We start from the raw sequence: 25,240 nt of genomic DNA, 5'->3' as shown, positions 1-25,240 counted from the left end.
CGTCAGCAACAGATCGCACTCGCTTTAGCGGGCAGACCAACCATGCCTTGTTACCAAGGGACCGCAGCAGGGGACATACATGAGTACGCAGAAATCAGCACAGGCAACGCTTAACGACCGACTGGACTTCGCTGGTCTTGGTGATCCACAGCGCAGGACACTCGCAGCATTGGCGCCCATCATTAACGGGTCGCTCGATAGCGCGCTCGATGTGTTTTACGCCAAGGTCCGTCATCACCCGGAAACCTCCAAATACTTTTCCGGTGAAAATCACATCACCCAGGCAAAAGGACGACAGGCTCGACACTGGGAAACGATTTCCTCGGCAAAGTTCGACGAAGCCTATGTTGATGAAGTCACCATGATCGGCAAAGCCCATGCAAGGCTTGGGCTTCAACCGCGCTGGTACATTGGCGGCTATGCGTTGATGATCGAGAACATCGTGCGCGCCGTCATCGATAACGAGCTCGGTAGTTTCCTGGTGCGCGGCAAACGCCAGAAGATCGGAGACGACGTAACGACGGTTGTCAAAGCGGCCCTCGTGGACATGGATTATGCGATCTCGGTCTATCTCGACGTCCTTGCGGACGAGAGAGCCAAGGCCGAAGCGGAGCAGGCGACGCTGAAAGCGGAACAAGACACAGCGCTCTCAGCCCTCGAAAGTGCGTTGAGATCTCTCTCCGGCGGTGATCTGACCCGGCCTTTGGAGCAGCCCCTCGCGGTCAGTTTCGACGGGCTCAAGCATAATTTCAACGATTCCGTATCGAGCCTCAACGGTGCTCTTTCCGAGATCTCAAGCACGGTCGGCTTCGTTCTCTCGCAGTCGGCCGAAATCGCCACTGCGACCGACGAAATGGCAAAGCGCACCGAACGGCAGGCCACGGCGCTTGAAGAAACAGCGGCAGCGCTAGAGCAGATCAGTTCAATCGCGCGGCAGTCTCAAACCCGGACGACAGAAGTCCAGGCGGTCGTAACGGCGTCTGCAACAGAGGCAGCAACGTCCGGAGAAATCGTAGAGCAGGCCGTCAAGGCGATGAGCGACATTGTCGAGTCATCCAAACAAATGAACGACATCATTAGTGTCATCGACGAAATCGCGTTCCAGACGAACCTCCTCGCACTCAATGCGGGGGTCGAAGCAGCCCGTGCCGGTGACCAGGGGAAAGGCTTTGCGGTGGTGGCGCAGGAGGTGCGGGAGCTCGCGCAACGCTCAGCCCGGGCCGCCAAGGAAATCAAGGATCTCATCTCGAGATCTTCTCAGGATGTCGCGCGCGGCGTCGATCTTGTGAACACAACGGGCAAGGCATTGAGAAGCATCGGCAGACAGGTGCAGACGATCGACGAACACATGGTATCGATTGCCATGTCGTCGCGCGAACAGGCGACTGGGATAGCTGAAATCAACTCTGCCGTGGGCAGCATGGATACGATCACGCAGCAAAACGCTGCCATGGTGGAAGAGACGTCTGCGGCGACGATTAAACTCTCCAACGAGGCCGAGAGACTTTCCGAGCTTGTCGCCGGGTTCAAAACGACGCCAAGCGCGGTGGGGCAAGGCAACGGTCGGGCGCATTCTACTGCAGCTTCGCCTGCGCGACAAATGATCCAGTCGCTTCCTGGCAAACTACAGCGGTCGAAGGCGGCCAATGAAGGCTGGTCGGAATTCTGAGCATGGCGACCCGGTACGCCACATCATGAGGGTAGTTTTGTGAAAATGCTGATCGCAATACCACTCGCACTGCTGGCTGCCGGGCTCTCCACCGCACAAGCGCTCGATAAACTGATCCTTTTGGTCAGGAGGTATCTCGAGCACCTGGACATCGGCAATACGGCGCAGTTCGATCTGAACATGCTCACGGGGTTTGCGGGTCGCCGAGGGTATAGGTTGGGATCCAAAGCGGCCGGGGCCGAATGGATAGAGATGACGGAAGTCGTCGAGTTTGTGGCTCGTATTGTGGACGCAAAACTAGCTGGAGGTTTTTCACCCGCGTGATAGTCGCGATCGGAGAGCAGACCGCACAGCTATCGTCGCCGCGTCTCGATGCTGGAGGGGTGCTGATCCTGCCGGGACTGACGGATGCGCATGTCCATCTCGACAAGGCGATGATCCTTGGCCGCTGCCCGCTGTGCGAGGGGACCCTTGCTGAAGCCGTTCGGCTGACGGCGCAAGCGAAACGCAGCTTTACCGCAGAGGATGTCGAAGCGCGCGGCGCGCAAGTCTTGGAATTGGCTGTGCGTGCGGGTACGCAGCGCATGCGCAGCTTCGTCGAGGTGGATCCACGCGCAGGTCTTCGAAGTCTGGAAGGTCTGCTGCGGCTGAAGCGCAGATGGTCGGGTCTCATCGACGTCCAGCTTTGCGCCTTCGTGCAGGAAGGCCTGACCAACGAGCCTGAAACCATCGACCTTCTTCACGAAGCCATGCGGATGGGTGCGGATCTGATTGGCGGATGTCCTTATACGGACCCTGATCCCGTTGCCCATGTCGACCGCATCTTCGGCCTTGCCCGTCATTACAACGTTGATGTCGACTTCCATGCCGACTTCGATCTCGATCCCGGAAATTCCATTTTGCCCGAGATCATCAGGCAGACCGAAGGCTTCGGCTGGGGTGGGCGTGTCACTGTCGGCCATGCAACGAAGCTTGCAGCCTTCGACCCTGACGAGCGTGAGAGGATGGCGCGGAGCATGGCCGAGGCCGGTATCGCTCTCGTCGTCTTGCCCGCGACAGACGCGTTTTTGAACGGATCGCGCGACAACCCGATGCGGCCGCGCGGGATCGCTCCGGCAGCCCAGATGAAGCGCTTCGGCGTGGATGTCGCGCTCGCCACCAACAATGTGCAAAACCCGTTCACCCCGTACGGCGACGCCTCACTGCTTCGGATGGCAGGTCTCTACGCCAATCTCGATCAGCTCTCGACGGCTGCCGACATGCACAGCGTTTTCGAGATGGTTTCGACGGATGCGGAGAAGATCATCGGGATGCTGGCGCCACCGATCGCTGTGGGTGCGAAGGCCGAATTCATTCTTGTTGCCGCAGAAACGGCCGAAGATGCGATCCGCCGCAACGCGCCCGTCGTCGCCGCTGTCAAACGCGGCGTGTTGCGACTATGGGCGCCTCTTGCGCCTTTGATCATTCCGGACTGAAACTTTCCTTGTCCCGAGCGCGTAGTAGGAGCGAAATGCTCATTTCGGCGAAACGCATTGAGGACTAATGCAAAAGATTGTCTTGCTTCTGGGGTTTGCGCTCGCGGCGTTCGGCATCGTCGGCGCGCGGCAGGTGACGGCCGATGACCATGCGGCACAAGCGGTCCGGATCGATGTCGGCGGTTACAAACTCAACAGCGTTCTGATCGAGCCGGACAAAAAAGCGGATCTTCCCCCGATCGTTTTTCTCCATGGTGCGAGCACGAGCCTGAAAGATCCCCTCTTTTCGTTCAGGAAGACGTTGCAGGGCAGGGCGCGACTGCTGTTCGTCGACCGACCGGGACATGGCAGTTCCGATATCGGAGGCGAACAGAATATCCTTCCGGATGGCCAGGCTGATGCCGTCGCGCAACTGATGAGGAAGCGGGGGATCGGCAAGGCCATTATCGTCGGCCATTCCTTCGGGGGCGCCATCGCCGCAGCATTTGCAGTTCGGCATCCGGACATGGTGTCCGGTCTCGTCTTCCTGTCGCCGGCGGTCTACCCCTGGGACGGAAGCGTCGCATGGTATTATTCTGCAGCCACAGCCCCTGTCACGGGCCAGGTCTTCAGTGCGCTCGTCGTTCCACCGGTGGGGCTGCTGGCGATCAAGGGTGCGGCGAGCGCAGTCTTCTCTCCCAACCCTGTCCCCGCCGGCTATATTGCCGAGACCAATGCGTTTCAGGCGCTGAGCCCAACCGCATTTCGCCATAATGCGCGGGAAATCTCGGCGCTCAGCGACTGGGCACGTACCGCCTCGCGACAATATCCGAAGATCAAGGCGCCGACAGTGATCATCACCGGTGATGCCGATGAGATCGTATCTCCCGAAATCCATGCCAAACATCTGGCGCGCGATATCCGCGGCGCAAAACTGATCGTCGTCCACAAGCTCGGGCACAAGTCCGACTACATCGCGAGGGATCTGGCGGTGGCTGCCATAGAAAGCGTTGCGGGCCGACGCAAGGACTTAGCCTCCATTGCAAGGTCGGTGGAGCGACGGATAGCGGCAGATGCAAAGGATTGAACCCGCCAGGGAACGCGACGGACAGGACCTGACCGTCTGGCGCCGTCGGTGCCGGTTGGGCCTCTTCCTGTTCTATGCCGCAGCGGGCGTCCTGCATATCACCGTGCCGCGGCCGTTTCGCAGCATCACACCCAGCTGGGTCCCTGATGCACCGGAGGTGATTCTTGTAACGGGCCTCTGCGAGATCGCAGGCGCGATCGGATTGCTTATTCCTTGGTCGCGTCGGTATGCAGGCATTGGCCTGGCGCTTTACGCAGCCTGCGTGTTTCCTGCCAATATCAAGCACGCAGTTACCAGCCTGACTGCGCCAGACGCCTCGCAGTGGCAGTGGCTTTATCACATGGTCCGATTGCCGTTACAGCCTGTTCTGATCTGGATCGCCCTGTTTGCGGCGGGCATCGTCAGGTGGCCGATGAGGGCGAGGGGCTGATCTGTCGCCTCTGCGCGACAACAATTCCGCGCCGGCATCGTGCCGCGCTCGGCGAAGGTCGGAGGGTTTTCAACCCGAATCCACCGGCAGCACGACACGACCTTAAGGGTTTCAAAAAGGAAGAGACCATGTCCTCCATTTCCAGAACCGGCTTTACGATACTCTCAGGCGCACTGATCGCCGTCACGCTCGGTGTTTCGGCCTTTGCGGCAGACACCGTCCGGGTCCGTGGTACAGTCGAGAGCCTTCAAGGCAAGACCCTGTCTGTCAAAACCCGCGAAGGCACGAATGCCAAGATCACGCTCAAGGATGACTGGAAGGTGTCGAGCGTTGCCAAGGCCTCTATCGATGACATCAAGCCTGGTGACTTTGTAGGGATCGCCTCGCTGCCGACTGCCGATGGCGGTGATGGCGCTCTTGAAGTTCTGATCTTCCCGGCGGCGATGAAAGGCACCGGCGAAGGCAGCTACGCCTGGGATCTGAAGCCGAACAGCTCGATGACCAATGCGACGGTTGCCGATGCGGTCAAATCCGTCGATGGCCACACGGTCACCGTGACGTACAATGGCCAGGAGAAAAAGATCTCGATCCCTGAGGGCACCCCGATCGTGACGTTCGCGTCAGCAGTCGAAGCGGATATCAAGGCAGGCGCGACTGTGTTTGTGCCATCGGAAAAGGCGGCCGATGGCTCCATGTCGAGCGGCCGGGTCGTTGTCGGCACCAACGGCGTCGTGCCTCCGATGTGAACGAGCTCGTCGATCGCCTAGAGATGGCGCAGTTCTATCCGCGCTTCGAAACCGTCGGAGCGTCCTGTCGCCGGAGATGCGAGGATCAACTGTCCGTTCATCTGACCGAGTAGTCGGTCCACAATTGAAAGACCGAGACCGGAGCCTTCGGCTTCGGTCCGGCCACGCCCGAAGCGCTTGCGAATGGCGGCAAGTTCAATCGCACTCATAACCGGCGATCCGTTGGTAATGCGCACTGGGCCACCATCCTCAAGAAACACCTCGACCGGTTTATCCGGTGTCCCGTGAATGAGTGCGTTTTCGATCAGATTGCGCAGCACGATCGCGAACCCGTCTTCGCTCACCGGCGCCGTCAGGCGCGCGCCGGTTGGATGGCGGAGGACCAGCCGGTCGGGATCGGCCATGCCGCGCTGAAAATCGGTCACCACCATGTCCAGAACACGACCGAGATCGACGGCGTGGTCGGCGAGGCCGATGCCCGCCTCCGCGCGAGACAGTTGCAGCATCTTTTCCGCAAGGTGGCTCAGTCGCGTCAGTGAGGCTTCAACCTGGTCGGCACGCCGGCGATGAGGGTTTCCCACAAGTTCGGCGACCAGCATCTGAGTCTGCGCCAGCGCGCCCGCAATCGGCGTTCTCAGCTCGTGGGCGCTGTTGGCGGTAAATTCACGCTCCGCATCAAGTGCTGTGCGCAGGCGCTGCATCAGCCGATTGACCGATGCGGCAATCGGCATCAACTCTTTCGGAAGCGCCGTCGCGTCGATCGGCTCGGTGTTGCCGCCGTCCTTGGTTTCGATCTCCTCGCGCAACGCACCGACGGGACGGACAGCTCGACGCACCACGAACCAGATCGCCATTCCGCAGACGGGAATAAGCAGCAGGAGTGGCAGAAACAGTGCCATGGCGCCTTCGCGAAGCGCTTCTTCTCTGTTTTCGAAAGCGTCGGCGACCTGCACGAAGACACTCCGATCGCCATTCGCCGCGGTATAAAATTGATAGGTGTCGTTTCGCCACAGCCCTGCCTTCAGCGGCGCCTCGAAAGGTTCTGCCGGCGCATCATGGGACCGGATCAGGATCCGCCCGGCCGTGTCTCTCACCTGATAGATCAGGTACTCCCGTTCGCCGCTCGAACTCGCGGTCTGTAGTTGTTGGGGGGAGGCGCCGACGAGGCTGCGATGTTCAAGGTCGTCGACGGCAAGAGGAACCAGTCTCTCGGCCGTATCCTGCAGAGTACCATCGAAAATTTCGGCGAGCTCCTCTTCCATCACAACCAAGCCCAGGCCCACGGCAAGCAGCCAGAGAAACGCCATCACCACAGTCAGCCACAAAATCAGACGCCGGGTCATGGAAGGCGCCGTCTTGGAAAGAAGCATGCTCATCGATCTACCCTAGCCGATATCCAATTCCGCGCAGTGTTGTGATGTGGTCGCGGCCAAGCTTCTTGCGCAAGCGGCTGACATAGACTTCGACGGTATTGCTCTCGATTTCCGAGCCGAACGCGTAAAGCGCTTCCTCGATCTGCGATTTGGAAACGACCGCGCCGACACGAGACGACAGCGCGTCAAGCACGGCCCATTCCCGGCTGGAAAGTTCGATGACGGCGCCCGTTGCGGTAACGCGACGGTCGGTCGCATCGATCTCGAGATCGCCCACGCGAAGAAGCGAAACCGGACGGCCGCTGTAACGGCGACTAACCGCCAACATGCGCGCCGTCAGCTCACCCAGGTTGAAAGGCTTCACGAGGTAGTCGTCTGCACCGCTGTTCAATCCTTCGATGCGATCTGAAATCTGGTCATGTGCCGTCAGAATGATTACCGGCGTGGTGATACCCTTGGCGCGCAGGCGTTTCAAAAGCGCGATGCCGCTGCCATCCGGCAGGCGCAGATCCAGAAGGACAAGACCGTAGCCGGTCGTCGAGAGGGCGCTCTCTGCAGCGTCAAGCGTCTTGGTCCAGTCGACTGCATGGTCGGCGCTCGCCACATGGTCGCGCACTGCTTCCCCAAGTGTCACGTCATCCTCGACCAGAAGAACTCTCAAGCAGTCTGCTCCATCCCTTTGCCATTTCGCTTCGGCGATCCGGAGGCGAGAATAGCCGGAAATCTCAGGAAGTGGAGCGACAATCGTGCGCACACAAGCGAAGCACGAGAGTCCTGTTGCCAACCCAGCAAGCGATGTCGAGAAGAACTGTCTGACCGGACTACCACCAGTGTCGAACGGGTCAGAAGTCTGCACGCGCGCTGGCAACGCCGCTACTGTCTCTCACCCGCCGGCATGATGCCATTACGTCAAGGTCCGGCTTGTAGCTCGAAGTCCGAACGGACATCATTCCGAGTACGGTGTGAAACAGATTGTCATGTGAGGCGGGTGCAGCCGCTCGGGAAGAGAGGCATTGCGGATCGGTCGTGGTTTTCAACTCCGACCCTTGCCACAGCACAAAGGGCACGTGGGTCTGCTGCGATGGCGCAACGACATACGGAGCGCCGTGCAGATAAAGGCCATGCTCACCGAGCGACTCGCCGTGATCGGACATGTAGATCATGGCTGGAGCGATGACGTCCTGACGCGCCTTCAAACTGTCGATAACCGACGCGAGGATGTGGTCGGTGTAAAGGATCGTGTTGTCATAGGCGTTGACGATCTCATCGGTTTTGCAATTGCCCAGTTCAGCATTGCGGCATTCCGGCTTGAAGCGGGCAAAGGACGTGGGATAGCGCTCAGAATAGGCGGGGCCATGACTTCCCATCTGATGGAGGACCAGGACGCTGTCGCCCTTGACTGTCGAGAGCCAGCCATCGAGTGCCGCGACCATCCCCTCGTCGAGGCACTCCCTGTCTTTGCAGTAGCGGGGATCGTTGGCATCGGAAAACGAGTGGTAGGCGGTACGGCTTGCAACGTTCTTGCTGCCGGTGTTGTCGTCCCACCATTCCGTTTTGACACCCGCGTGACCGAGGACGTCGAGCAGATTTTCATTCGCGAGGCCGGCACGATGGGAATAGCCGCGCCGTGTCAGGTTGGAAAACATGCAGGGCACGGAAACCGCTGTTGCCGTGCCGCAGCTTGATGTTTCCTTGAAGTAGGTAATGTCTCGGCGGGCGAGCTCCGGATTGGTGTCGCGGCCGTAGCCACCGAGCGAAAAATTCTCGGCACGGGCCGTCTCGCCGACAACGATCACCACGACGCGCGGTCGGCCGGAGGATGTCGTGGCAATGACGCGGGCATCGGTCCCGAGCGATTTCACGACGACGGTTTCGTCCTCGCCGGTCGCCATGGCAAAGCCGATGGCATTTCCGATCGGCACGAAGGGGTTAAGTGTCATCATCAGGTCTTTGTGGAGCCGCGTGACCGAGGCAATGCTGCGAGCGCTGCTCATTCCGCAAGCGAGCGCGACCAGCAGAAGTGGAACGATTGCCGCGCTGTTCCACAAGACTTTGCCGAAGAAAGGCCTGTGTTCGATCTTCACCCAGCAGACCAGAAGCGATGGCAGGATACCGAAAACAGCCATGTGCAGCACGAAGGCCGGTGTCAACAGATGCCCTGCTTCAGACGACGTCGTCTGGACGGCGTTGCGGATCATGTCGACGTCGATGATCGTTCCGAACCTGTCCATGAACCAGGAGCCCGCAGCAGCGCTCACGAAGAGAAAGACCAGAACCGGCTTCAGGACATACTTGAGCGACAACGATACGATCAACGCAGCGAAAAGGCATACGAGACCGAGTATGAAGGCAGCAAAGGCCAGGTGACTGTCGAAATAGGCGAAAGCCCGCGTGAGAAACATCCGGTTGGTAAAGGCTGCAAGATAGAGCGCACCTGTCACAGCCAGGGTAACGCTACCCATCCGCGGGCGGAAGAAAGGAGGTGCGGTTCTGGACAGAGTGGAGATCGGCACTGGTTGATCCTCGGCGATATCGATTGCCACGGATTTGCATCGGATCCTGACACGCACCTGAATGCCCTAGACCAACGGCCACCCTTCAGCTGGGAGTCAGCTTCGTTCGTCATCATTGCCTGAGTGAGAAGCAACAAGGCCTATACTCGGTGAACAGTTTTCGTCTTCGGCCCGGTCTAATTTTCGTGGGCATATTCGTACTGATCGTGTGCTCGATCTCGCTGCTGCGCGATCCCCGGCACGTTCGCAATCCCCAGACGCTACCGGGATCGAACGTTCGACAAACACATATGCCGACGGGTTGAGCGGCCGCATCTTGACCGGCGGATGTCCGGTGCGCCATGTCATAGGGTGCATCTTTACGGACGACGGGGGCAGGCAGTGGGCGATATCGATCGGGACAGGGCAGAGCGATTGATGCAAGAGGCCGATCTTGACGGCCTGCTGCTATTCCAACCCGAGGCATTCCGCTACGCAATCGGCGCATCCGCTGGCGTCGCAACGATGTGGGGCAGGGCAGGGGCAGCAATCGCTTTTGTCCCCGCGGATGCGGGGCTCGCGCTTGCCGCCGTCGTCAGCGATCACGCCCTGCCAAGCATCCGCAAATCCGCACCTGATGTCGAGCTGCGCAGTCATCGGATCTGGATCGACACCGTCGATACAACGGACGCCGGCTCCATCGCGCAAATCGACCAGTGCTATCGCCGAGGTGGGTCGACGGGGGAAAGGCCTGAAACCTTTGATCGCGAAGTGTCCTTCGGCCTGCTGGGGGAACTGCTTCGTGAGCGCGGTCTATCTGAGGCCCGTCTTGGCGTTGACGTGGAGTTCATGCCCGCCGCCGATTTTGCCGCGCTGAAGCACCATCTGCCCCGCGCCTTGTTGACCGATGGATCTACGGTTCTGCGCCGCCTGCGCTCGGTGAAGACGCCGGTCGAGATCGCTCGATTGCGTCTTGCGGCCAATGCGGCAGAGGCAGGCATTGTCAGAATGGTCGAGGCCATACGGCCCGGCTCCTCTGTCCAATCGCTCTCCGACGCTTGGAAATCCGGCGCGAAGGCGTTCGCAATCGGGAAGGGCGTCAGCCTGTCCGGGTCATGGGACTACATCTCCGTTGGCCCGGATCTTTCAGACGCGAACGCGACGGTTGTTCCGGGTGCGCTCATCAAGGCAGATGTAGGAACGCTGGTGGAGGGATATTCTTCCGATAGCGCACGAACCTTTGTCTATGGCGAGGCGTCGCCGCTCGCGAACGATCTCGACAAGATCCTCCTCGAGGCATTTGAAGCGGGCCTCGAGCACATCCGGCCCGGCAATACATTCGGCGCGGTGCATCGGGTTGTCACGGCCGCCATCCGCCGTGGGGGATTGAGCGAATATCATCGTGGGCATTTCGGGCATTCGGTCGGCGGCAGTGCCGGCATCGAGGAATGGCCATTTTTCTCGATGGGAAATGAGGAACTGATCCAGCCGGGCATGGTGGTGGCGCTCGAGACGCCCTTCTACGGGAATGGCTTTGGTGCCCTGATGATCGAGGACCAGTTCCTTGTGACCTCTGACAGCACGGAATGCATGAATAGATTGCCGCGCGGTCTTCAGAAGATCATGCATTGAAGCCTGACGACCGAACGCCCGCGAACGGCATTCTTCAGAAATCAGGGGCCCGCTGAGCACGCCGTTCGTCCTGGTTCTTGCGATGGACACGCAATATTGCACACCCAGACAGTTGCCAAAACTCGATCATTGTTGCACCACCATTGCGCAAAACGAACCGACATCGCAATTGGAACATAGCGGAATGCGTCTGAGATATTCTTTCCTTGGTCTACTTCTTGCCATCGCACCAGCAGCCTATGCCTTGGAACCGGGCACACCCCCCGTCTTGGCTCCGCTCGATCGGCAGGCACAGGCGGCCAATATCAGCGCACAGTTTCTCGGCCGCTACAGCTACAAGCCCGTACCGCTGGACGACGCGCTGTCGGTCAAGATCATGAACAGCTTCATCAAGTCGCTGGATCCGGACCGGAGCTTTTTTCTCAAATCCGATATCGACAGCTTTGCCGCGAACAGCAAGAAGATCGACGATGCGATCGAGGACGAGGACATGAAGCTTCCCTTCTCGATTTTCAACGTTTATTCGCAGCGCGTTTCAGAGCGCCTGACCTATGCACGTGAGTTGCTGAAGCAGGGTTTCGACTTCACCCAGCGGGAAGAGTATTCCGTGCTGCGAGACGACGCGCCGTGGCCGCAGTCGCAACAGGAAAGCAACGACCTTTGGCGCAAGCGTGTGAAAAGCGACTGGCTGCGCCTGAAACTGGCAGGCTCCCAGGACGCGACGATCCGCGAGACGCTCGACAAGCGCTACCAGAACGTCCTTGATCGGACCTACCGTTATAAGAGCGACGATGTATTCCAGTCTTTCATGGCTGCCTACACGACGTCGGTTGACCCGCACACGGACTATTTCGGGGCGAGGGCAGCGGCTGAATTTGACATCTCCATGAGCCTGTCTCTCGTCGGTATCGGCGCGGTTCTGCAAGAACGTGACGGTTACACCACGATCCGTGAACTCGTGCCTGGCGGCCCGGCGCAGCTCTCCGGCAAGCTCGCTGTCGGCGATCGCATCGCAGGCGTTGCGCAAGGTGAAGATGGCCCGATGAAGGACGTCGTGGGTACGCGCCTCGACGAAATTGTGCAGATGATCCGTGGCGCGAAGGATTCTGTCGTCCGTCTGGACGTGCTGCCTGCAGATACCGGTGAGACCGGAAGCCACCGGGTTATCAGCCTCGTGCGCGACCGGGTTAGTCTCGAAAAACAGGCAGCCCAGAAAAGCATTATTCCGGTCGAGGACAAAGGTGTCACCCGCCGCATCGGCGTGATCACTCTGCCTGCCTTTTACGAGGACTTCGAAGCGAGACGCAAAGGCGAGAAGAACTACAAGAGCGCCAGCCGCGATGTCGCCAAGCTGCTCGTTGAACTCAAACAGGAAAACGTTGATGGCGTCCTGATTGACCTGCGCGATAACGGAGGCGGATCCCTGTCTGAAGCGATTGAACTCACCGGGCTCTTTGTCGGCAAGGGACCGGTCGTGCAGCAGCGCGATGCCAAGGGTAAGGTTGAAATCCTGAAGGACGATCGGTCTGCTCCCGCTTGGGCGGGCCCGGTCGGCGTGCTCATCAACCGCGGTTCGGCTTCGGCCTCCGAGATCTTTGCTGCAGCTATCCAGGATTATGGTCGCGGCGTTGTGATCGGCGAGCCCAGCTTCGGCAAGGGAACCGTGCAGACCGTCGTGGATCTCGATCAGGCGACGCGCAGCAGCGAATCGAAATATGGCGAACTGAAACTGACCATCGCACAGTTCTTCCGCGTCGATGGCGGTACGACCCAGCTTCGCGGTGTGACGCCGGATATCAACCTCCCGGGCCTTTCTGACCCGAAGACGCTGGGTGAGGCGAGCTATGACAATGCGCTGCCATGGACACGTATCAAGCCTGCCAAATATGCCGCAGTCGGAAATGTCGCATCTGTTCTGCCACAACTGCAGACCCAGCACGAAGCCCGAATCAAGGATGACCCGGATTTCCAGCGGTTCATCGAGGACGCTGCCGAACTGAAGCAGCAGCGCGAGAAAAAGGTCATCTCGCTCAACGAGGCCGAACGCCGGGCAGAACTCGCAGCCGTCGCCAGTCGTCTGAAGGCTCGCGAGCAGATCAACAATGGACTGGTCGGCAGCGAAGACGATGGTCTGCAAGCAAATGAACGTAGCTTGAGTGCTGAGATCGCTCTTGAGGATGCGCGCAAGAATGCCAAGGACGTCCTGAAAAACGAGGCGTCTGCGATTGTCGCCGATCAGGCGACCTTGCTGCAAGACAGCAATGCACAGCCCGGGCGCGCCAAGCGGAACTAGTCACCAGCGGGCTGCGGGGTCGTCGGGGTTCAAGTGAACCTTACGACGGTCATTAGAGCAACTTCGAATGACGTCGACAGCGCGCGGTAGCGATACCGTGCGCTGTCGTCAAAGCGAAGGGGAGATGCAGTTTCAGCGACGTGGAAAATCCGAGCCGCCCAACAGAGAGCATCAACCAGTTATCAGATAATATGCATTATGGAACCAACGGATATTAATGGCGTGTAGCAGGCTTAGCGGCCTTGGCTGAGACGGTAGATACGTCCGCTACGGTTCAACGTGCCGCCTCTGAAGCGCCGATATCAGCACGCCATTTCCGGCTATCTTTGCCGACGCGTGAGAGACGAAGCGAGAGAGACGAAGCGTAACAAAGCAGTGGCCGCGGGTTTAAAAAATGCAAATCCTAGTTCAGCCGCGACCATCGGTAGCTTGTAATCCCGGCCGACCTGGGAGCCTTACCAGACCGCGGCTAAAACTCCTCCCACGCCTCGGCGACAGCAGCACTTGTTGGAAAAGAGCTGTTCACTCTCGCCATCAGCTTTCTGGCTGGGGACGGCATATGGGGCGCGCCGTTGGCGTTTCCGGTTCGAGGTTGAAGGTCATGTCCTTTGCTCAACGTGAACCGACCAATCATGGTGAAAAGGTTATCTGCTTCGCGGGCAAGGCTGTTGCTGGCTGCAGTCGATTGTTCGACCATGGCCGCATTCTGTTGCGTGCCCTGGTCCATCGTATTGACCGCCGTATTGATTTCCTTGAGCCCGACCGCCTGCTCCTTGGCCGCCTCGACGATGGCGGTGACATTGACGCTGACGTCCTGGACGCGGGAGACGATCTCAGTGAGCGATTTTCCGGTTTCTGCAACAAGCTGAACCCCGTTTCGAACCTGCTCGCCTGACGTGTTGATCAGGGTTTTGATCTCCTTCGCCGCCTTTGCAGAGCGTTGAGCAAGTTCACGGACCTCCTGCGCGACGACGGCAAATCCCTTTCCGGCCTCCCCGGCGCGCGCCGCCTCGACGCCGGCATTTAATGCCAGCAGATTTGTCTGGAAAGCGATATCATCGATGACCCCTATGATATTGACGATCTCGTTCGACGAGCGCTCGATTTCGCCCATTGCCGAAATCGCTTTTCGCACGACATCGCCAGATTTTTCGGCACTGTCCTTTGTCTCGGTGACAAGGCGGCCAGCGGCTTCGGCACGCTTGCTCGATCCGGCAACGGTGGTCGTGATCTGCTCAAGGGCAGCAGCCGTTTCTTCAACAGAGGCAGCCTGTTGCTCGGTGCGCTTCGAAAGATCATTGGCGGCCGACATGATCTGGTTGGAACCCGCCGCGATCGTCTGCGCGTTCTGGCCGACAGTGCGCAAGGTCTGCTCGAGGCGTTCCATGGAGCTGTTGAAGTTCGTCCTCAACACATCAAGCTGCGCAACGAATGCTGCATCGATCCGATGCACGAGGTTCCCATTCGCAAGCTGATCGAGACCATGTTTCAGGTTATCGACAGCGAACTCCATCGCTTCGGCTTCCGCGGCTCTGATCCGGTCGCGTTCAATACGCTCCCGCTCCGAAACGCTGCGGTTTGCATCGGCCTCGGCCTCCAGACGAGCTCGATCTTTCGCACTTTGCCTGAAGACACCAACGGCGCCTGCCATTGTGCCGATCTCGTCGCGGCGGCCCTCTCCGAAGATGCGCACGTCAAGTTTGCCGTCCGCCAACTCGGTCATGGCCCTCGTCATCTCGGTCAACGGCCGAATAACCGCAGAACGAACCGTCCACACCGAAATCACCACGACGATAAGACCCGCGAAGGCAATGATCGCCATGACCAATGTCAGGCCAGCCTTCATCTCCTTTCCTGTCGCGAGCGTTTCGGCTGCGACACGAAGCTGAAGCTTCACCAGTTCGTCGATTGGACCACCAAGCGGATCGATTGTCGGATAAAGATCGGCGTCGGCGAAGCGTCCCAAGGCATCCAGATCGCCGGATGCAATCAGGGTCAGCAGGCCTTTCAGCTTTGCATCGGCCGCTGAGCGAGACGCCTCGAAGGTCGTAGCGATCGCCGACTCTTCGGCTGTCATCTTCGTGTTGCGATATTCGCGCCATCGCAGGTCGATGACCTTCATGGCGGTCTCGATGTTTTCGGTCGCCTGCCGGGCTGTCACCGTTCTCGCGCGGGCCTTGTGGACCGTATCGACGATGTTTACCGCGTAACTATCGGCGACCTGCTTCAACTGTGCCAAGGGGATGACGCGATCTTCAACGATGGAATTGGCAAGCTTGCCTTCTTCGTCGAGTGCATAGAAAGCAAAACCAGCCATCGACAGTAGCGCCGTAGCGAGGACGAAAAGACAGGCTAGAAGCTTTGTTCGTATCAACATTTTCAACCTCTCATCGGGCATCGACCTGCCACCGGCACAACGGGCCGGAAGTCAGTATGGTCGCAGATTTTGGATTTTGGAAAAACTGACCGTATGCAGTGGCAAGGCGTCTTGCTCGCCGGTACCGCAGGGGTCGATCGGAAAAGGAATTCTAGACGATTGGCCCAAACTAAAATTGTTGCCGTTTACCGGGCAGTGCAAATCCTGAAATCGGTCTCGCGCTGACAAAAGACGAGCGCCTACCCACTCCCTCGATTTGTAGGGCAGATTCGTTAAACTGTGGTTACGATGTGAAAATCAGCAATTCGTCTTAATCAAATACTCATACGTTGTGCGATTGAGGCGTAAGTTGCGTTTCAGGTTGTACCTGCTTCCGCAAGCCAAGTTTGGTCGTGCACCGAACCGTCATCTGACAGTCACGGAGCGTCTAGGCGGATGAGTGCGAACGGCGCAGCTATCAGGCGGCGATGAGGCCGGCAGTATTCAAACCTTCGAACATTCGTTCCAGGTTCAGAAAACAGATCATTCCTGTGGGCTGGACGATGATGCCGTCGGAATAGCTCGTCGCGGCACCCGCGTTCATGTCAGGCACAGGCTGCATGTTTTCGACGGGAATCGTGAGGATGTCCGAGACCCGGTCGACAACAAGACCAAAGGCCATTCCGTGGACTTCCGCCACGACGATCGCACTCCGCTCATTGGGTTCGGTACTCCGCATACCGAGCTTGCAGGCGAGGTCGATGATCGGAATCACTGCACCGCGGAGGTTCATCACTCCCAGAACCTCTCTGGGTGAATGCGGGATCGGCGTCGCGGGGCCCCAGCCGCGGATTTCGCGGATCGTCACCGTCCTGACGCAGAACTCCTGGTCGTGAAGGCGGAACGCGATGATTTCCAGGGTCTCACCGGAACGTGCAGAATTGGAAGGATGCAAAGTGTTCATTTCATCGTCCTTGCAAAGCGGTCGGTTGATTTTCGAGTTCGTAGTTCTGTGTTGTTGGTGACGTCATCATTGCAACAGTCAGTGGACCGTCATTTTTCTCCACGCGGGCATCGCTGATGGCGCGGCGGCAGCGTTCAAGGGATTCCTTCGACTGCGAGCACCCAGCGTGAACCGGGATGCAGCTTGTAGGCACTGAAAGCAGGCTTTCCCTGCGATCGGTCTCCATGATTTCGAGAATGACGGACAATGCCTTGTCGAAGGCATCGACGCAGCGGGGGTCGAAGTGGCTCCCCGATCTTTCACGTATGTGCGCCACGGCGCGATCCACGCTCCACGCCTCTTTGTAGGGCCTTGCGCTCGTCAACGCATCGAAATTATCGGCAATGGCGACGATGCGGCCGGAAACCGGAATGGTCTCACCCGAAAGACGGAACGGGTACCCCTGCCCGTCCCAGCGTTCATGATGACTGCCAGCAATTTCGGCAGCAAGCTGCAGAAGACTCGACTTCGATTCCCGGAGAATATCGCAGCCGACGACCGTATGTCGCTGCATGGCCGCGAACTCCTGTTCGGTCAGCTTGCCGTTCTTCAGGAGGACGGCATCGGGAATGGCGACCTTTCCGATATCGTGCATCGGCGAGGCAAGCCTGATGTCGGAACAAGCGCGCGCCTCCATGCCGTAGGCCCGCGCGATTGCCTCGGAATAAAGGCCTACGCGCCGCGTGTGCCGGGCCGTCTCGAAGTCCTTGTAGCTTGCTGCAATCGTCAAGCGGTCAATGATTTCCTCCTCGCGGGCACGCAGCTCGACGACCGCTTTCTCGACCTCGATACGAAGCCACTCGGCCTTGTCGGCAAGCTTGTTGCGCGCGTCCACGAGGGCGACCAGGTTCTTGATCCGGGCCTGAAACTCCAACGGGTTCACGGGTTTCGTCAGAAAGTCGATCGCGCCTGCATTGAGCGCGGCCATGCGCGTCGCCGTATCGGTATCGGCCGTGACAAATACCACGGGCTTGTCGCGGTAAGTCTCGAAGCGAACGAGTTCGGTCAACAGCTCGATGCCGCTATAGACAGGCATCTGGAAATCGATGACCGCGATGTCGAATTCGAGCGCCGGGGCATCTGCCAGCACGTCTTCGGGGTGAAGATAGGGAATGGCGACGCAGTCCGGCAGTTTCTCGACGAGTCTCGTCAGGAGAGAGAGGTTCGTTTTATTGTCGTCGACAAGTAGAATGCGCATGTGAACGTCCCTTATGCGACAAGGAGCTGCCTGTAGCGGGTGACTGTGTCTTCAAGGTCTGCAAGTACGGTTTCGGTGATTGATGCATGACGGAGGTCCTGAGACCGGTCAGCCACGTCTTGAAGACCGACGCTGCTTGCTGCGCCCTTCAGAGTGTGCAGCAGATGATCGGTATGACGGTGGTCATTGACGGCCAAGGCGGAGTGAAGATCAGTGAGGAGTAGGCTTGCGTCTTCGAAAAAGCTCGACAGGAGTTCGTCGAACGTCTCTTCGCCCAGTGCCTCCACGATCTCCAACCGCCGGGTTTCGAACGCGTTATCGATGCTCGGACTTTGGACAGCCTCCACAGCAGTTTCCGCAGCCGCCTCCAGAGACCCGATGATACCCCGAAGCTGATGCATCGAGACTGGCTTCGACTGGAACCCCGTCATCCCCGCCTCCTCGCAAAGCCGCCTGTCGTCGTCAGAAGCATTCGCGGTCATGGCGATGATGGGAGCATTCCGGCTAAGGCCGTTGGAAGCGCGAATTTGCTTGGTAGCCTCTATGCCGTCCAGCCTCGGCATCTGCATGTCCATGAGGACGAGATCGAAGCGGGTCGTCTCCGCCAGTTTGACGGCTTCCAGCCCGTCGTTCGCGATCGTGACCAACTGGCCGAGATGGGCGAGAAACCCGGCCGCGACCTGCTGATTGATCACGTTGTCCTCGACAAGAAGGATATTCCATGCCTGAAACTGTTGGGGCGCAGCCTTTGCCGCCAAGGCGTCGACAAGACCCTTCTCGGCCGGGTTGGCAGGGATTACGAACCAAAAGATGCTGCCCTCGCCTTTGCGGCTGTTGACACCTATTGTTCCCGACAGCGCCTCTACGATTTGCTTGCAGATGGTCAGTCCCAGTCCCGTACCACCGTATTTCCGGCTGATAGACGCATCGACCTGCGAGAACGGCTGGAATAGCTTGCCAAGACCTTCACCGTCGATCCCGATGCCTGTATCTTCAATCTCAAACCTCAGCTGTGCGTCTTTCGGATCGCCAATCTCCAGCACGCGCAACGTGACGGTGCCCTCGCTCGTGAATTTGATGGCGTTGCTCAACAGGTTGAGAAGAACCTGACGCAGACGGGTGGGGTCCGATGATATGACCGGCGTGGTGAACGAGGTCGGCAGTTCCAGCGCAATGCGATTTCCATGTTCAGTTGCTCTGTCTCGTACCATTTCGACCGTGGCTGTGACGACGGCCCGAACGTCAACCGCGCGGGTCTCGACGTCCAGTTTTCCGTGTTCGATCTTTGCGAAGTCGAGGATTTCGTTGATGATTTCGAGAAGAGCCTGACCAGAACGCCTGATGGTCTGCAGGCCAGGTGCAACTGACGGCGGTAGGGGAGACAACTCCAGTAGTTCCGCAGTTCCGAGAATGGCGTTCAAAGGTGTACGGATCTCGTGTCCCATCGTCGCCATGAACTGGGACTTGGCGCGGTTCCCGGCTTCCGCCGCTAGATATGACTCCTTCAGCTGGTTCGAAATCGCCTCCAGGCTGAGACCGGCAAGCTGAACTGACTTGAGCTGACGTCGCAGCGTAAGAATGAGGAATACCACGCAGCAGACAAGAAGTGCGACGAGACCCGCCGATTTCATCTGAAGGTCAAGGACTGCGTCCCGTGCCTCAGCCCGTTCGATGCTGACGGTGCTGTTCGTATAGAGAAGCAGTTTTTCCGTATTCTCTACGAGCCTCTCAAACTCTGAATCTGCTGTCTCTAGCTGCACCGGATCCACGGGGTCGCCTGCGGCCAGTCTGTCGAAAACTGCGCTGCGACCGAACACCGCGTCGCGAATGGCAGTGACCTGCTCGGCAACAGCCGCATCCAGCTTGAACTTTGTCTCGAACGAGGTTTTGTCGAGAATATTCATTCGCGAGTACAGAATGTCGTAGCGCGTCCCGAGAGCCTTGATGCGCTCCGGAGTCAGGTCGTTTTCAACGAGCATGATGTGCAGGGTCTCGTGCAACCGGCGGGCTTCCCGGTCGAGCTGGTAGACGGACCACAAAGCATTCTCGCGAATGCCGTCCTGCAGGGCGGAGTATTTCCTTGAGATATCGGCAAACAGAAAAACGAGGCCCAGCAACAGCAACACGGCAAAGCACTGCAGCACGACGGTCGCCTTGCTGGCTTTCCGGATGATATCGCCACTCTGCTGGGCGGCAGTGATCATTCAGTGACCTCGATATCCTTGATCTGCCAGACCGACCGGGAGAAGTATTTCTCGTTGAACAGACCTTGGTCCTTATCGAAAGGATACACGAGGAAGAGCGGGCCCTTGTCGCGGACAGACATCAGCTTGCCGTCCATGCGGGTGGCGAGCATTGTGTCGAGCGAGGTTGCATCTTCCATCGGCAGGTCAGCGGCATAATCGTTGAGCGCAATGACCTTGAGCTTGTTGCCATGGGCCCCCGCTGCCTCGAGTACAGACCGCAGAAGCGGGCCGGAGAACTTGACCACGCCTTCGGTCCAGGGGGTCTCCATTTCACCCGTGCGGCCCGCAAGGGCTTCGAGCATAGGCATGTCGAACTGGGCTTTGCCACCGACGTTGGGATGATCGAGCTTGGTGCCAGTCACCGTAAGCACCACCTTGCCTTTCGGCAAGTCAAGCGCCGTCGCCTGAAGAGGAAGCAGCGCGCCGGCGACAATGACGGCTGCGATCATGATGCGGTTTATCACTTGAAACTCCAAGATACGAAGTAGACTCGCGGCGCGCGCGACAAGCTGTCAAAACGGGGGGTGCCTATTGGCCAGCGTCCCATCGGGGCATGCGTGGTGGAATACACCGCGCGCTCCTCCCAGATCGGCGTCATGCCGATTGCGTGTTCAACGCTGTGGACGCCTTAATTCTAGGGCGGAGGCATTTATATTAGGTGAATCTTGAAATGAGAATTGGAGTAGAAGGAGACGTTACGAGACGTAGCGCTCAATTCTTACTTCTTTGCTGTTGCCTCAGGCGCTTACGGTCGAAAAGATGACCGCCCCCTGTGGCAGATCGCTTTTTAGCTAGGGCGATGCGATCAGGCGATGAGCCGGCGGCGTATAGCTTCGGCAATGGCCTGCGTTCGGTTGGTCGCGCCGATCTTCTTCACGGCCGACTTTATGTAACTGTTGACCGTATCGTTCTGGTATCCAGTCGCGACCGCAATCGCCTCGCTCGTCAGCCCGAGACTGGCCTGGGTCAGGCAGGCAATTTCACCCTTGGAAAGCCGAAGCTGGTGGGCAGCGAAGCGATCCATCAGCGGCTTGGTGACAGCCGTGTGAATGGATTCCGCTACCAGCGAAAGGAAGATCAACTCCTTTTCGTCAAACGGTGTCGAGCGGGAAAAACAGATCGCTCCGTAAATGACATCGTTCCTGAGGATCGGGATAAGCGTTCGGTTGTGCAGGCCGAAGGTTCGTTGGAGGTAAACGAGCCTCTGCGGCGGCGGAGTTTCCGCGTAGACCTCGCTCTCGACCACGATCACGTTCGAGGCCTTCGCGGCTAGCACGAACGGGTCGGTCAGATAGAGGCGATCCGCGTCATAGGCGTCGAGGAATGCAGGAGGCATGTCGGTGTCGATCGAAAAACCCTGACCGAACCTGTAGTGGTCGACGTCGAGACCGCTGATGGAGATGTAGTCAAAGGGGACCGCCAACCGCAGGCGGTCAACGATGTCGTTTTTTCCGAAATGACGATGCTTCGGCACCGAACGCAGGTCGCAATAGTCGTCGAGAGCGTTTGGATCAAGAATGGAAAGCGCGCTGACGGGCATATCAGAATCCGTTGGAAGATCGTCAACACGAGTTTTGGCGTCTCAGCGTTAACAAAAGGTAAAGACTCAACCTTGGATTTTGCAACCAACAGTCGGGCTCTTTCAAGCGAGGGCTTTTCTGAGGTCGATATATGGGAGGAGCCGCCCGTCCGCTGACCGAACCATGAAGTCTCCCAGGATCCGATGCTCGAACCCGCTGGAGTCCGTAGCGTCCGGTCCTGTCGCACATTTTAAGGCCATTTCGATCCGTGCCAGACTGTCGACCACCAGGCCAGTCGTCTTGAGGCCGTCCGACACGAGCAGAACGCGACTTTCTTGGCCGGGAGGAAATGCAGGCAACCGGAGCCGTCTGGCAAGGGAGATGAGAGGGATAGCTGTGCCACGGTGGACAAACAGGCCCATCGTGCCGCGTCCGACATTGTTCAACGAAACGTAGTCTTCCGGCATCTCGACGATCTCCCGGACATCGGCAACCGGCGTTGCCATGTCTCCCCCTGCTCTGAAGACCAAGTATGGCAGCAACGCGTCTCCGCGCTGCCCCGGCGCTCGACCGGCCGCCGCTGTCTTGCGCTTGGTGGATGAAAGTCGCGAAAACATCAGCAGGACATTTTCACTCATCATTGTCCGCTCGTCGAGGACGAGAAACAATGTCCGTCCGTCGACGGAATAGACACCGCTGAGAACAGACCCGGTCTCTACGGCATTATCAGGCATCGCCATAATGTCGTCCAACGGTATCGGCCGTATATCGACGACGGTATCGAGCGCAAAGCCCAGCAGCCGGTCGTCGGGGTAACGCAGGACGAGGACGGACGACTGCTTGCGTTCCGACAGGACGCCCATGCCAAGCACCCGAAGCGTATCAAGAACCGGCACCTGGGTGCCATGATGATCGATGACACCGAGGCAGGTCTCCGTCTTCATCGGCGAATCCTTCAACTGCGCGGTCGGCGCGGTGGCCTCGACCACCCCGGCCGCAACGCCGAAAGAAAACGCGCCGCACGTGAACAGCAGAAGCGGCTTCGCATTCGAGCTCGTCTTTGCGACCGCCTCCGCGACTGGCTCTTGCACCGACGGAATTCCCGGCAACGCCAAGATGCGCTCCGCTGCCAGGACCGAGATTACCTTTCCGCTGTGGAAGAATGAATGCGTGACCAAAGGTCCCTGTACGGCGGGTCGCGACACGCCCAGTTCATCGAGTGCCGCGACGTCTTCTGTCGCGATGCCCCGCACTTCGTCAGCAAAAATGCATATCAGCCTCTGTCTTACCCGCAGGACCAGAATTACGGCGCCGTAGGCCTCCGTCGACGGCAGGCCGAGCATCGGTCGGATATCCATAACCGGGATGGTGCTGCCTCTCAATTCGAACAACCCGCACAAGCCGGTTGCCGCGATGCCTGCATTCGATAGCCCACCGGGCGCCGGAACGACTTCTCGGATATTCTCGACATTGATGGCAAGCATCGCCTCGCCAATGCGCAGGAGGCCGAACTGCTGCGTTGCAGGGCGACTGCCTCTCAGCACTTCCGGCATCGCGAGAGATCTGACCATCTGGTTCATGGGTTAACCCACTTTGCGCTGTTGCGCCGTCGATGACGTCAGGTCATTGATGAGCTCGACAACAGTCCTTGAGACACGCTGCTGAGCATCCGTCGATTGCGCAATCTCCCGGATGGACTCGCCGGTCTTGTTCACGCTGCCGACGATCCGTTCGAAAGCCAGTCTCGCATGCTGCGACCGGTCCGTTCCCTGGTTGACGCGCATGGTCGATTCCTGGATGAGCTTGGATATCTCGTGCGCAGCTTCCGAACTTCTCTCGGCGAGTTTCCTGACCTCGCCCGCGACGACCGAGAACCCGACCCCATGTTCCCCAGCCCGTGCGGCTTCGATTGCCGCGTTGAAGGCGAGAAGGTTGGTCTGACTGGCGATCTCGCCAATCACCTTGACGATATCGGAGATTTCCGTGGAGGACTTCTGGATGAGATCGATTGCCGCGATCGCGCTGCCCAGCGCTTCTGAACCCTGTTCCGCATTGCCCTGCGTCTCGGACGCAAGCGTGGTGGCCGTGCGGGTGTTAGCGGTGATTTCCGCGATCGATCCGGACAGTTCTCCGACAATGCTGGTCATTTGCTGCGATTTCGAACGGATGTCATGCTCGAGCTTGACCTGATCGGTGATGTCGCTGGCATACTTCACCACGCGCACCGTCTCGCCCCGCAGATTGACGATCGGGCTGTAGATCCCCTGAATGTGCACTTCCCGGCCATACTTTCCAACGCGGGCAAAACGCCCCGAAAAGAATTCACCCTTGTTGAGACGCAGCCAGAAATCCCGGTAGTCTTCCGAAACGATGTAATCCTGGCTGCAGAACATGCTGTGGTGCTGCCCCGTGATTTCGCGAAGCGAGTATCCCATGACCCGTAGGAAGTTCTCGTTGGCGGAAACGACATGTCCGTCGAGATCGAATTCGACGACTGCCTGCCCCCGCGAGATCGCGTCGACCCTTCCCTCGAACTCGATGTTGCGCAGCTTCGCCTGCGTAATGTCAGAGGCGAACTTTACGATCTTGATCGGGCGGCCTGCGAGGTCGAGGATCGGATTGTACGTCGCCTGAAGCCATATGTCGGCACCGCTTCTGGTGAGGCGTCGGTATTCCCCTCCTTCGAACTGGCCACGTCCCAGCCGGTCCCAGAAGGAACCGTATTCAGCTGTCTGCGTGAACGCAGGGTCGCAGAACATCCGGTGGTGTTTGCCCCGGACTTCTTCCAGTGAATAGCCGACGGCGGCAAGAAAGTTCTCGTTCGCGTCAAGGATATTGCCGTGCAAGTCGAACTCGATGACGGCCTGGGCCCGGCCGATCGCGTTGACCTTGCCTTCGAACTCGGCGTTCCGGATCTTGCTGGCAGTCACGTCATAGGCATACTTGACCACCTTGCAGGGGTTGCCGTTGAGATCGAAGATGGGATTGTAGGTCGCCTGGATCCAGACATCCTTTCCGCCCTTGGCGAGACGACGGTACTCTCCGCTCTCATAGTCGCCGCGCCCCAACCTCTGCCAGAATGCCTTGTAGGCGGGTGTTCGGGTTTGGTTGGCTCCGCACAGCATCCGGTGATGCTGACCGATGACTTCTTCCCGAGCATATCCCATCAGGGTGAGGAAATTTTCGTTCACTGCGAGGACGTGGCCTTCGAGGTCGAATTCGATCACGGCCATTGCGCGGTCGATCGCCGCTACTTTTCCCAGGAGTTCCGCCTCTACCGACTTGGTCGCTGTGACATCCATCGCGTACTTGACCACCCCGATGGTCACGCCGTTGTCGTCGAGGATCGGATTGTAGCTCGCCCGGATCCACACCTCGCGTCCGCCGCGTCCGATGCGCTTGAACTCTCCGTCGTGGAGCTTGCCCTCCGCCAGATCACTCCAAAACGCGGCATATTCGGGAGCTTCGACGATCTCCGGCTCGCAGAACATGGAGTGATGTCGGCCACGCACCTCGGCCAGCGAATAGCCCATGAGGGAAAGGAAGTTCTCGTTAGCGTTCTTTACCGTGCCGGTTAGATCAAATTCGATGACCGCTTGCGCACGGTCGATTGCGCGTGCCTTGTTGCGCAGAACGGCGATCTCGTTGAGGTCCGAAAGGGTGCTGACAGAAGACTTTAAAGTCATGGGAGAGCACTTTCGGTAACCAGGCAAACTTCGAATTTCATCACGAACCCCCTCC

18 protein-coding genes and 1 pseudogene are annotated in these 25,240 nt (G+C 58.7%); 8 read left to right on the top strand and 11 right to left on the bottom strand.

All coding sequences use genetic code 11. The annotated features are described in order from the left end of the window. The first annotated feature begins 79 nt into the window (after positions 1–79). The 6 genes from ACQY1K_RS18870 (at position 80) to ACQY1K_RS18845 (ending at position 5,386) form a co-directional block, all read left to right on the top strand. Positions 80–1,669: a globin-coupled sensor protein gene (locus ACQY1K_RS18870; protein WP_430260218.1), complete on the top strand. Its 1,590-nt coding sequence runs from the start codon at positions 80–82 to the stop codon at positions 1,667–1,669. 39 nt (positions 1,670–1,708) lie between these two features. Further along, positions 1,709–1,993, top strand: coding sequence for a hypothetical protein (locus ACQY1K_RS18865; RefSeq protein WP_430260216.1), 285 nt, complete (start codon positions 1,709–1,711; stop codon positions 1,991–1,993). Beyond that, entirely contained in the window at positions 1,990–3,144 is a 1,155-nt protein-coding gene (locus ACQY1K_RS18860) for an amidohydrolase family protein (protein WP_430260214.1), read from the top strand. The genes ACQY1K_RS18865 and ACQY1K_RS18860 overlap by 4 nt, the downstream gene beginning before the upstream one ends. 67 nt (positions 3,145–3,211) lie before the next feature. Further along, entirely contained in the window at positions 3,212–4,210 is a 999-nt protein-coding gene (locus ACQY1K_RS18855; protein ID WP_430260212.1) for an alpha/beta fold hydrolase, read from the top strand. Continuing rightward, complete coding sequence (locus ACQY1K_RS18850; RefSeq protein WP_430260210.1) at positions 4,197–4,640, top strand: DoxX family protein; 444 nt, start codon at positions 4,197–4,199, stop codon at positions 4,638–4,640. Before ACQY1K_RS18855 ends, ACQY1K_RS18850 begins: the two co-directional genes overlap by 14 nt. A gap of 128 nt (positions 4,641–4,768) precedes the next feature. Continuing rightward, positions 4,769–5,386 carry a hypothetical protein gene (locus tag ACQY1K_RS18845; RefSeq protein WP_062460469.1) on the top strand — a complete coding sequence of 206 codons (618 nt, stop codon included), beginning with the start codon at positions 4,769–4,771 and terminating at the stop codon, positions 5,384–5,386. A 17-nt stretch (positions 5,387–5,403) separates the two neighbouring features. On the opposite strand, the gene ACQY1K_RS18840 is transcribed toward ACQY1K_RS18845, so the two are convergent. The 3 genes from ACQY1K_RS18840 to ACQY1K_RS18830 all read right to left on the bottom strand — a co-directional run bounded on the left by ACQY1K_RS18840 (position 5,404) and on the right by ACQY1K_RS18830 (position 9,302). Beyond that, the gene (locus ACQY1K_RS18840; protein WP_371816254.1) at positions 5,404–6,762 is read right to left on the bottom strand and encodes a sensor histidine kinase; all 1,359 of its coding nucleotides are present in this window, start codon (positions 6,760–6,762) and stop codon (positions 5,404–5,406) included. Between the two features lie 4 nt (positions 6,763–6,766). Beyond that, positions 6,767–7,420: a response regulator gene (locus tag ACQY1K_RS18835; protein WP_062577980.1), complete on the bottom strand. Its 654-nt coding sequence runs from the start codon at positions 7,418–7,420 to the stop codon at positions 6,767–6,769. A 181-nt stretch (positions 7,421–7,601) separates the two neighbouring features. Then, positions 7,602–9,302, bottom strand: a complete 1,701-nt coding sequence (locus tag ACQY1K_RS18830; RefSeq protein WP_430260207.1) for a phosphoethanolamine transferase — start codon at positions 9,300–9,302, stop codon at positions 7,602–7,604. 351 nt (positions 9,303–9,653) lie between these two features. On the opposite strand from ACQY1K_RS18830, the gene ACQY1K_RS18825 reads away from it, so the two are divergent. Beyond that, a complete protein-coding gene (locus ACQY1K_RS18825; protein ID WP_430260205.1) occupies positions 9,654–10,883 on the top strand; it encodes a M24 family metallopeptidase in 1,230 nt (409 codons plus the stop codon). A 184-nt stretch (positions 10,884–11,067) separates the two neighbouring features. Further along, on the top strand, positions 11,068–13,176 hold the full coding sequence (locus ACQY1K_RS18820) for a carboxy terminal-processing peptidase (protein ID WP_430260203.1): 2,109 nt from the start codon (positions 11,068–11,070) through the stop codon (positions 13,174–13,176). A gap of 730 nt (positions 13,177–13,906) precedes the next feature. On the opposite strand, the pseudogene ACQY1K_RS18815 reads toward ACQY1K_RS18820, so the two are convergent. From ACQY1K_RS18815 to ACQY1K_RS18780, 8 genes and pseudogenes are all read right to left on the bottom strand, one after another. Further along, positions 13,907–15,553: pseudogene (locus ACQY1K_RS18815) on the bottom strand (HAMP domain-containing methyl-accepting chemotaxis protein); the annotation flags it as partial. Between the two features lie 457 nt (positions 15,554–16,010). Then, positions 16,011–16,496: a chemotaxis protein CheW gene (locus ACQY1K_RS18810; RefSeq protein ID WP_062459796.1), complete on the bottom strand. Its 486-nt coding sequence runs from the start codon at positions 16,494–16,496 to the stop codon at positions 16,011–16,013. 1 nt (position 16,497) lies between these two features. After that, positions 16,498–17,733 (bottom strand): HD-GYP domain-containing protein, encoded by a 1,236-nt coding sequence (locus tag ACQY1K_RS18805; RefSeq protein WP_430260201.1) that lies wholly within the window; start codon positions 17,731–17,733, stop codon positions 16,498–16,500. Positions 17,734–17,744: 11 nt separating this feature from the next. Then, the gene (locus ACQY1K_RS18800) at positions 17,745–19,937 is read right to left on the bottom strand and encodes an ATP-binding protein (protein WP_430260199.1); all 2,193 of its coding nucleotides are present in this window, start codon (positions 19,935–19,937) and stop codon (positions 17,745–17,747) included. After that, positions 19,934–20,443, bottom strand: a complete 510-nt coding sequence (locus tag ACQY1K_RS18795; RefSeq protein ID WP_342366109.1) for a molybdopterin-dependent oxidoreductase — start codon at positions 20,441–20,443, stop codon at positions 19,934–19,936. Before ACQY1K_RS18795 ends, ACQY1K_RS18800 begins: the two co-directional genes overlap by 4 nt. Before the next feature lie 341 nt (positions 20,444–20,784). Then, on the bottom strand, positions 20,785–21,519 hold the full coding sequence (locus ACQY1K_RS18790) for a helix-turn-helix transcriptional regulator (RefSeq protein ID WP_062459805.1): 735 nt from the start codon (positions 21,517–21,519) through the stop codon (positions 20,785–20,787). Between the two features lie 102 nt (positions 21,520–21,621). Further along, entirely contained in the window at positions 21,622–23,079 is a 1,458-nt protein-coding gene (locus ACQY1K_RS18785) for a chemotaxis protein CheW (protein WP_430260197.1), read from the bottom strand. Positions 23,080–23,082: 3 nt separating this feature from the next. Next, positions 23,083–25,185 carry a methyl-accepting chemotaxis protein gene (locus tag ACQY1K_RS18780; RefSeq protein ID WP_430260195.1) on the bottom strand — a complete coding sequence of 701 codons (2,103 nt, stop codon included), beginning with the start codon at positions 25,183–25,185 and terminating at the stop codon, positions 23,083–23,085. Between the last annotated feature and the right edge of the window lie 55 nt (positions 25,186–25,240).

The organism is Neorhizobium sp. IRS_2294, assembly GCF_050500145.1.
In the GTDB taxonomy this organism is placed as follows: Bacteria; Pseudomonadota; Alphaproteobacteria; order Rhizobiales; family Rhizobiaceae; genus Neorhizobium; species Neorhizobium soli.
Note: the sequence above shows the minus strand (reverse complement) of the source record. Positions and strands in the feature narration are given on the sequence as shown.

Excerpts from the sequence above, each read along its gene's own strand:
- ACQY1K_RS18805 (WP_430260201.1), bottom strand. The coding sequence starts at position 17,733 with ATGCGCATTCTACTTGTCGACGACAATAAAACGAACCTCTCTCTCCTG.
- ACQY1K_RS18820 (WP_430260203.1), top strand. The coding sequence starts at position 11,068 with ATGCGTCTGAGATATTCTTTCCTTGGTCTACTTCTTGCCATCGCACCA.
- ACQY1K_RS18790 (WP_062459805.1), bottom strand. The coding sequence starts at position 21,519 with ATGCCCGTCAGCGCGCTTTCCATTCTTGATCCAAACGCTCTCGACGAC.
- ACQY1K_RS18855 (WP_430260212.1), top strand. The coding sequence starts at position 3,212 with ATGCAAAAGATTGTCTTGCTTCTGGGGTTTGCGCTCGCGGCGTTCGGC.
- ACQY1K_RS18800 (WP_430260199.1), bottom strand. The coding sequence starts at position 19,937 with ATGATCACTGCCGCCCAGCAGAGTGGCGATATCATCCGGAAAGCCAGC.
- ACQY1K_RS18810 (WP_062459796.1), bottom strand. The coding sequence starts at position 16,496 with ATGAACACTTTGCATCCTTCCAATTCTGCACGTTCCGGTGAGACCCTG.
- ACQY1K_RS18850 (WP_430260210.1), top strand. The coding sequence starts at position 4,197 with ATGCAAAGGATTGAACCCGCCAGGGAACGCGACGGACAGGACCTGACC.
- ACQY1K_RS18840 (WP_371816254.1), bottom strand. The coding sequence starts at position 6,762 with ATGAGCATGCTTCTTTCCAAGACGGCGCCTTCCATGACCCGGCGTCTG.
- ACQY1K_RS18780 (WP_430260195.1), bottom strand. The coding sequence starts at position 25,185 with ATGACTTTAAAGTCTTCTGTCAGCACCCTTTCGGACCTCAACGAGATC.
- ACQY1K_RS18870 (WP_430260218.1), top strand. The coding sequence starts at position 80 with ATGAGTACGCAGAAATCAGCACAGGCAACGCTTAACGACCGACTGGAC.
- ACQY1K_RS18845 (WP_062460469.1), top strand. The coding sequence starts at position 4,769 with ATGTCCTCCATTTCCAGAACCGGCTTTACGATACTCTCAGGCGCACTG.
- ACQY1K_RS18785 (WP_430260197.1), bottom strand. The coding sequence starts at position 23,079 with ATGAACCAGATGGTCAGATCTCTCGCGATGCCGGAAGTGCTGAGAGGC.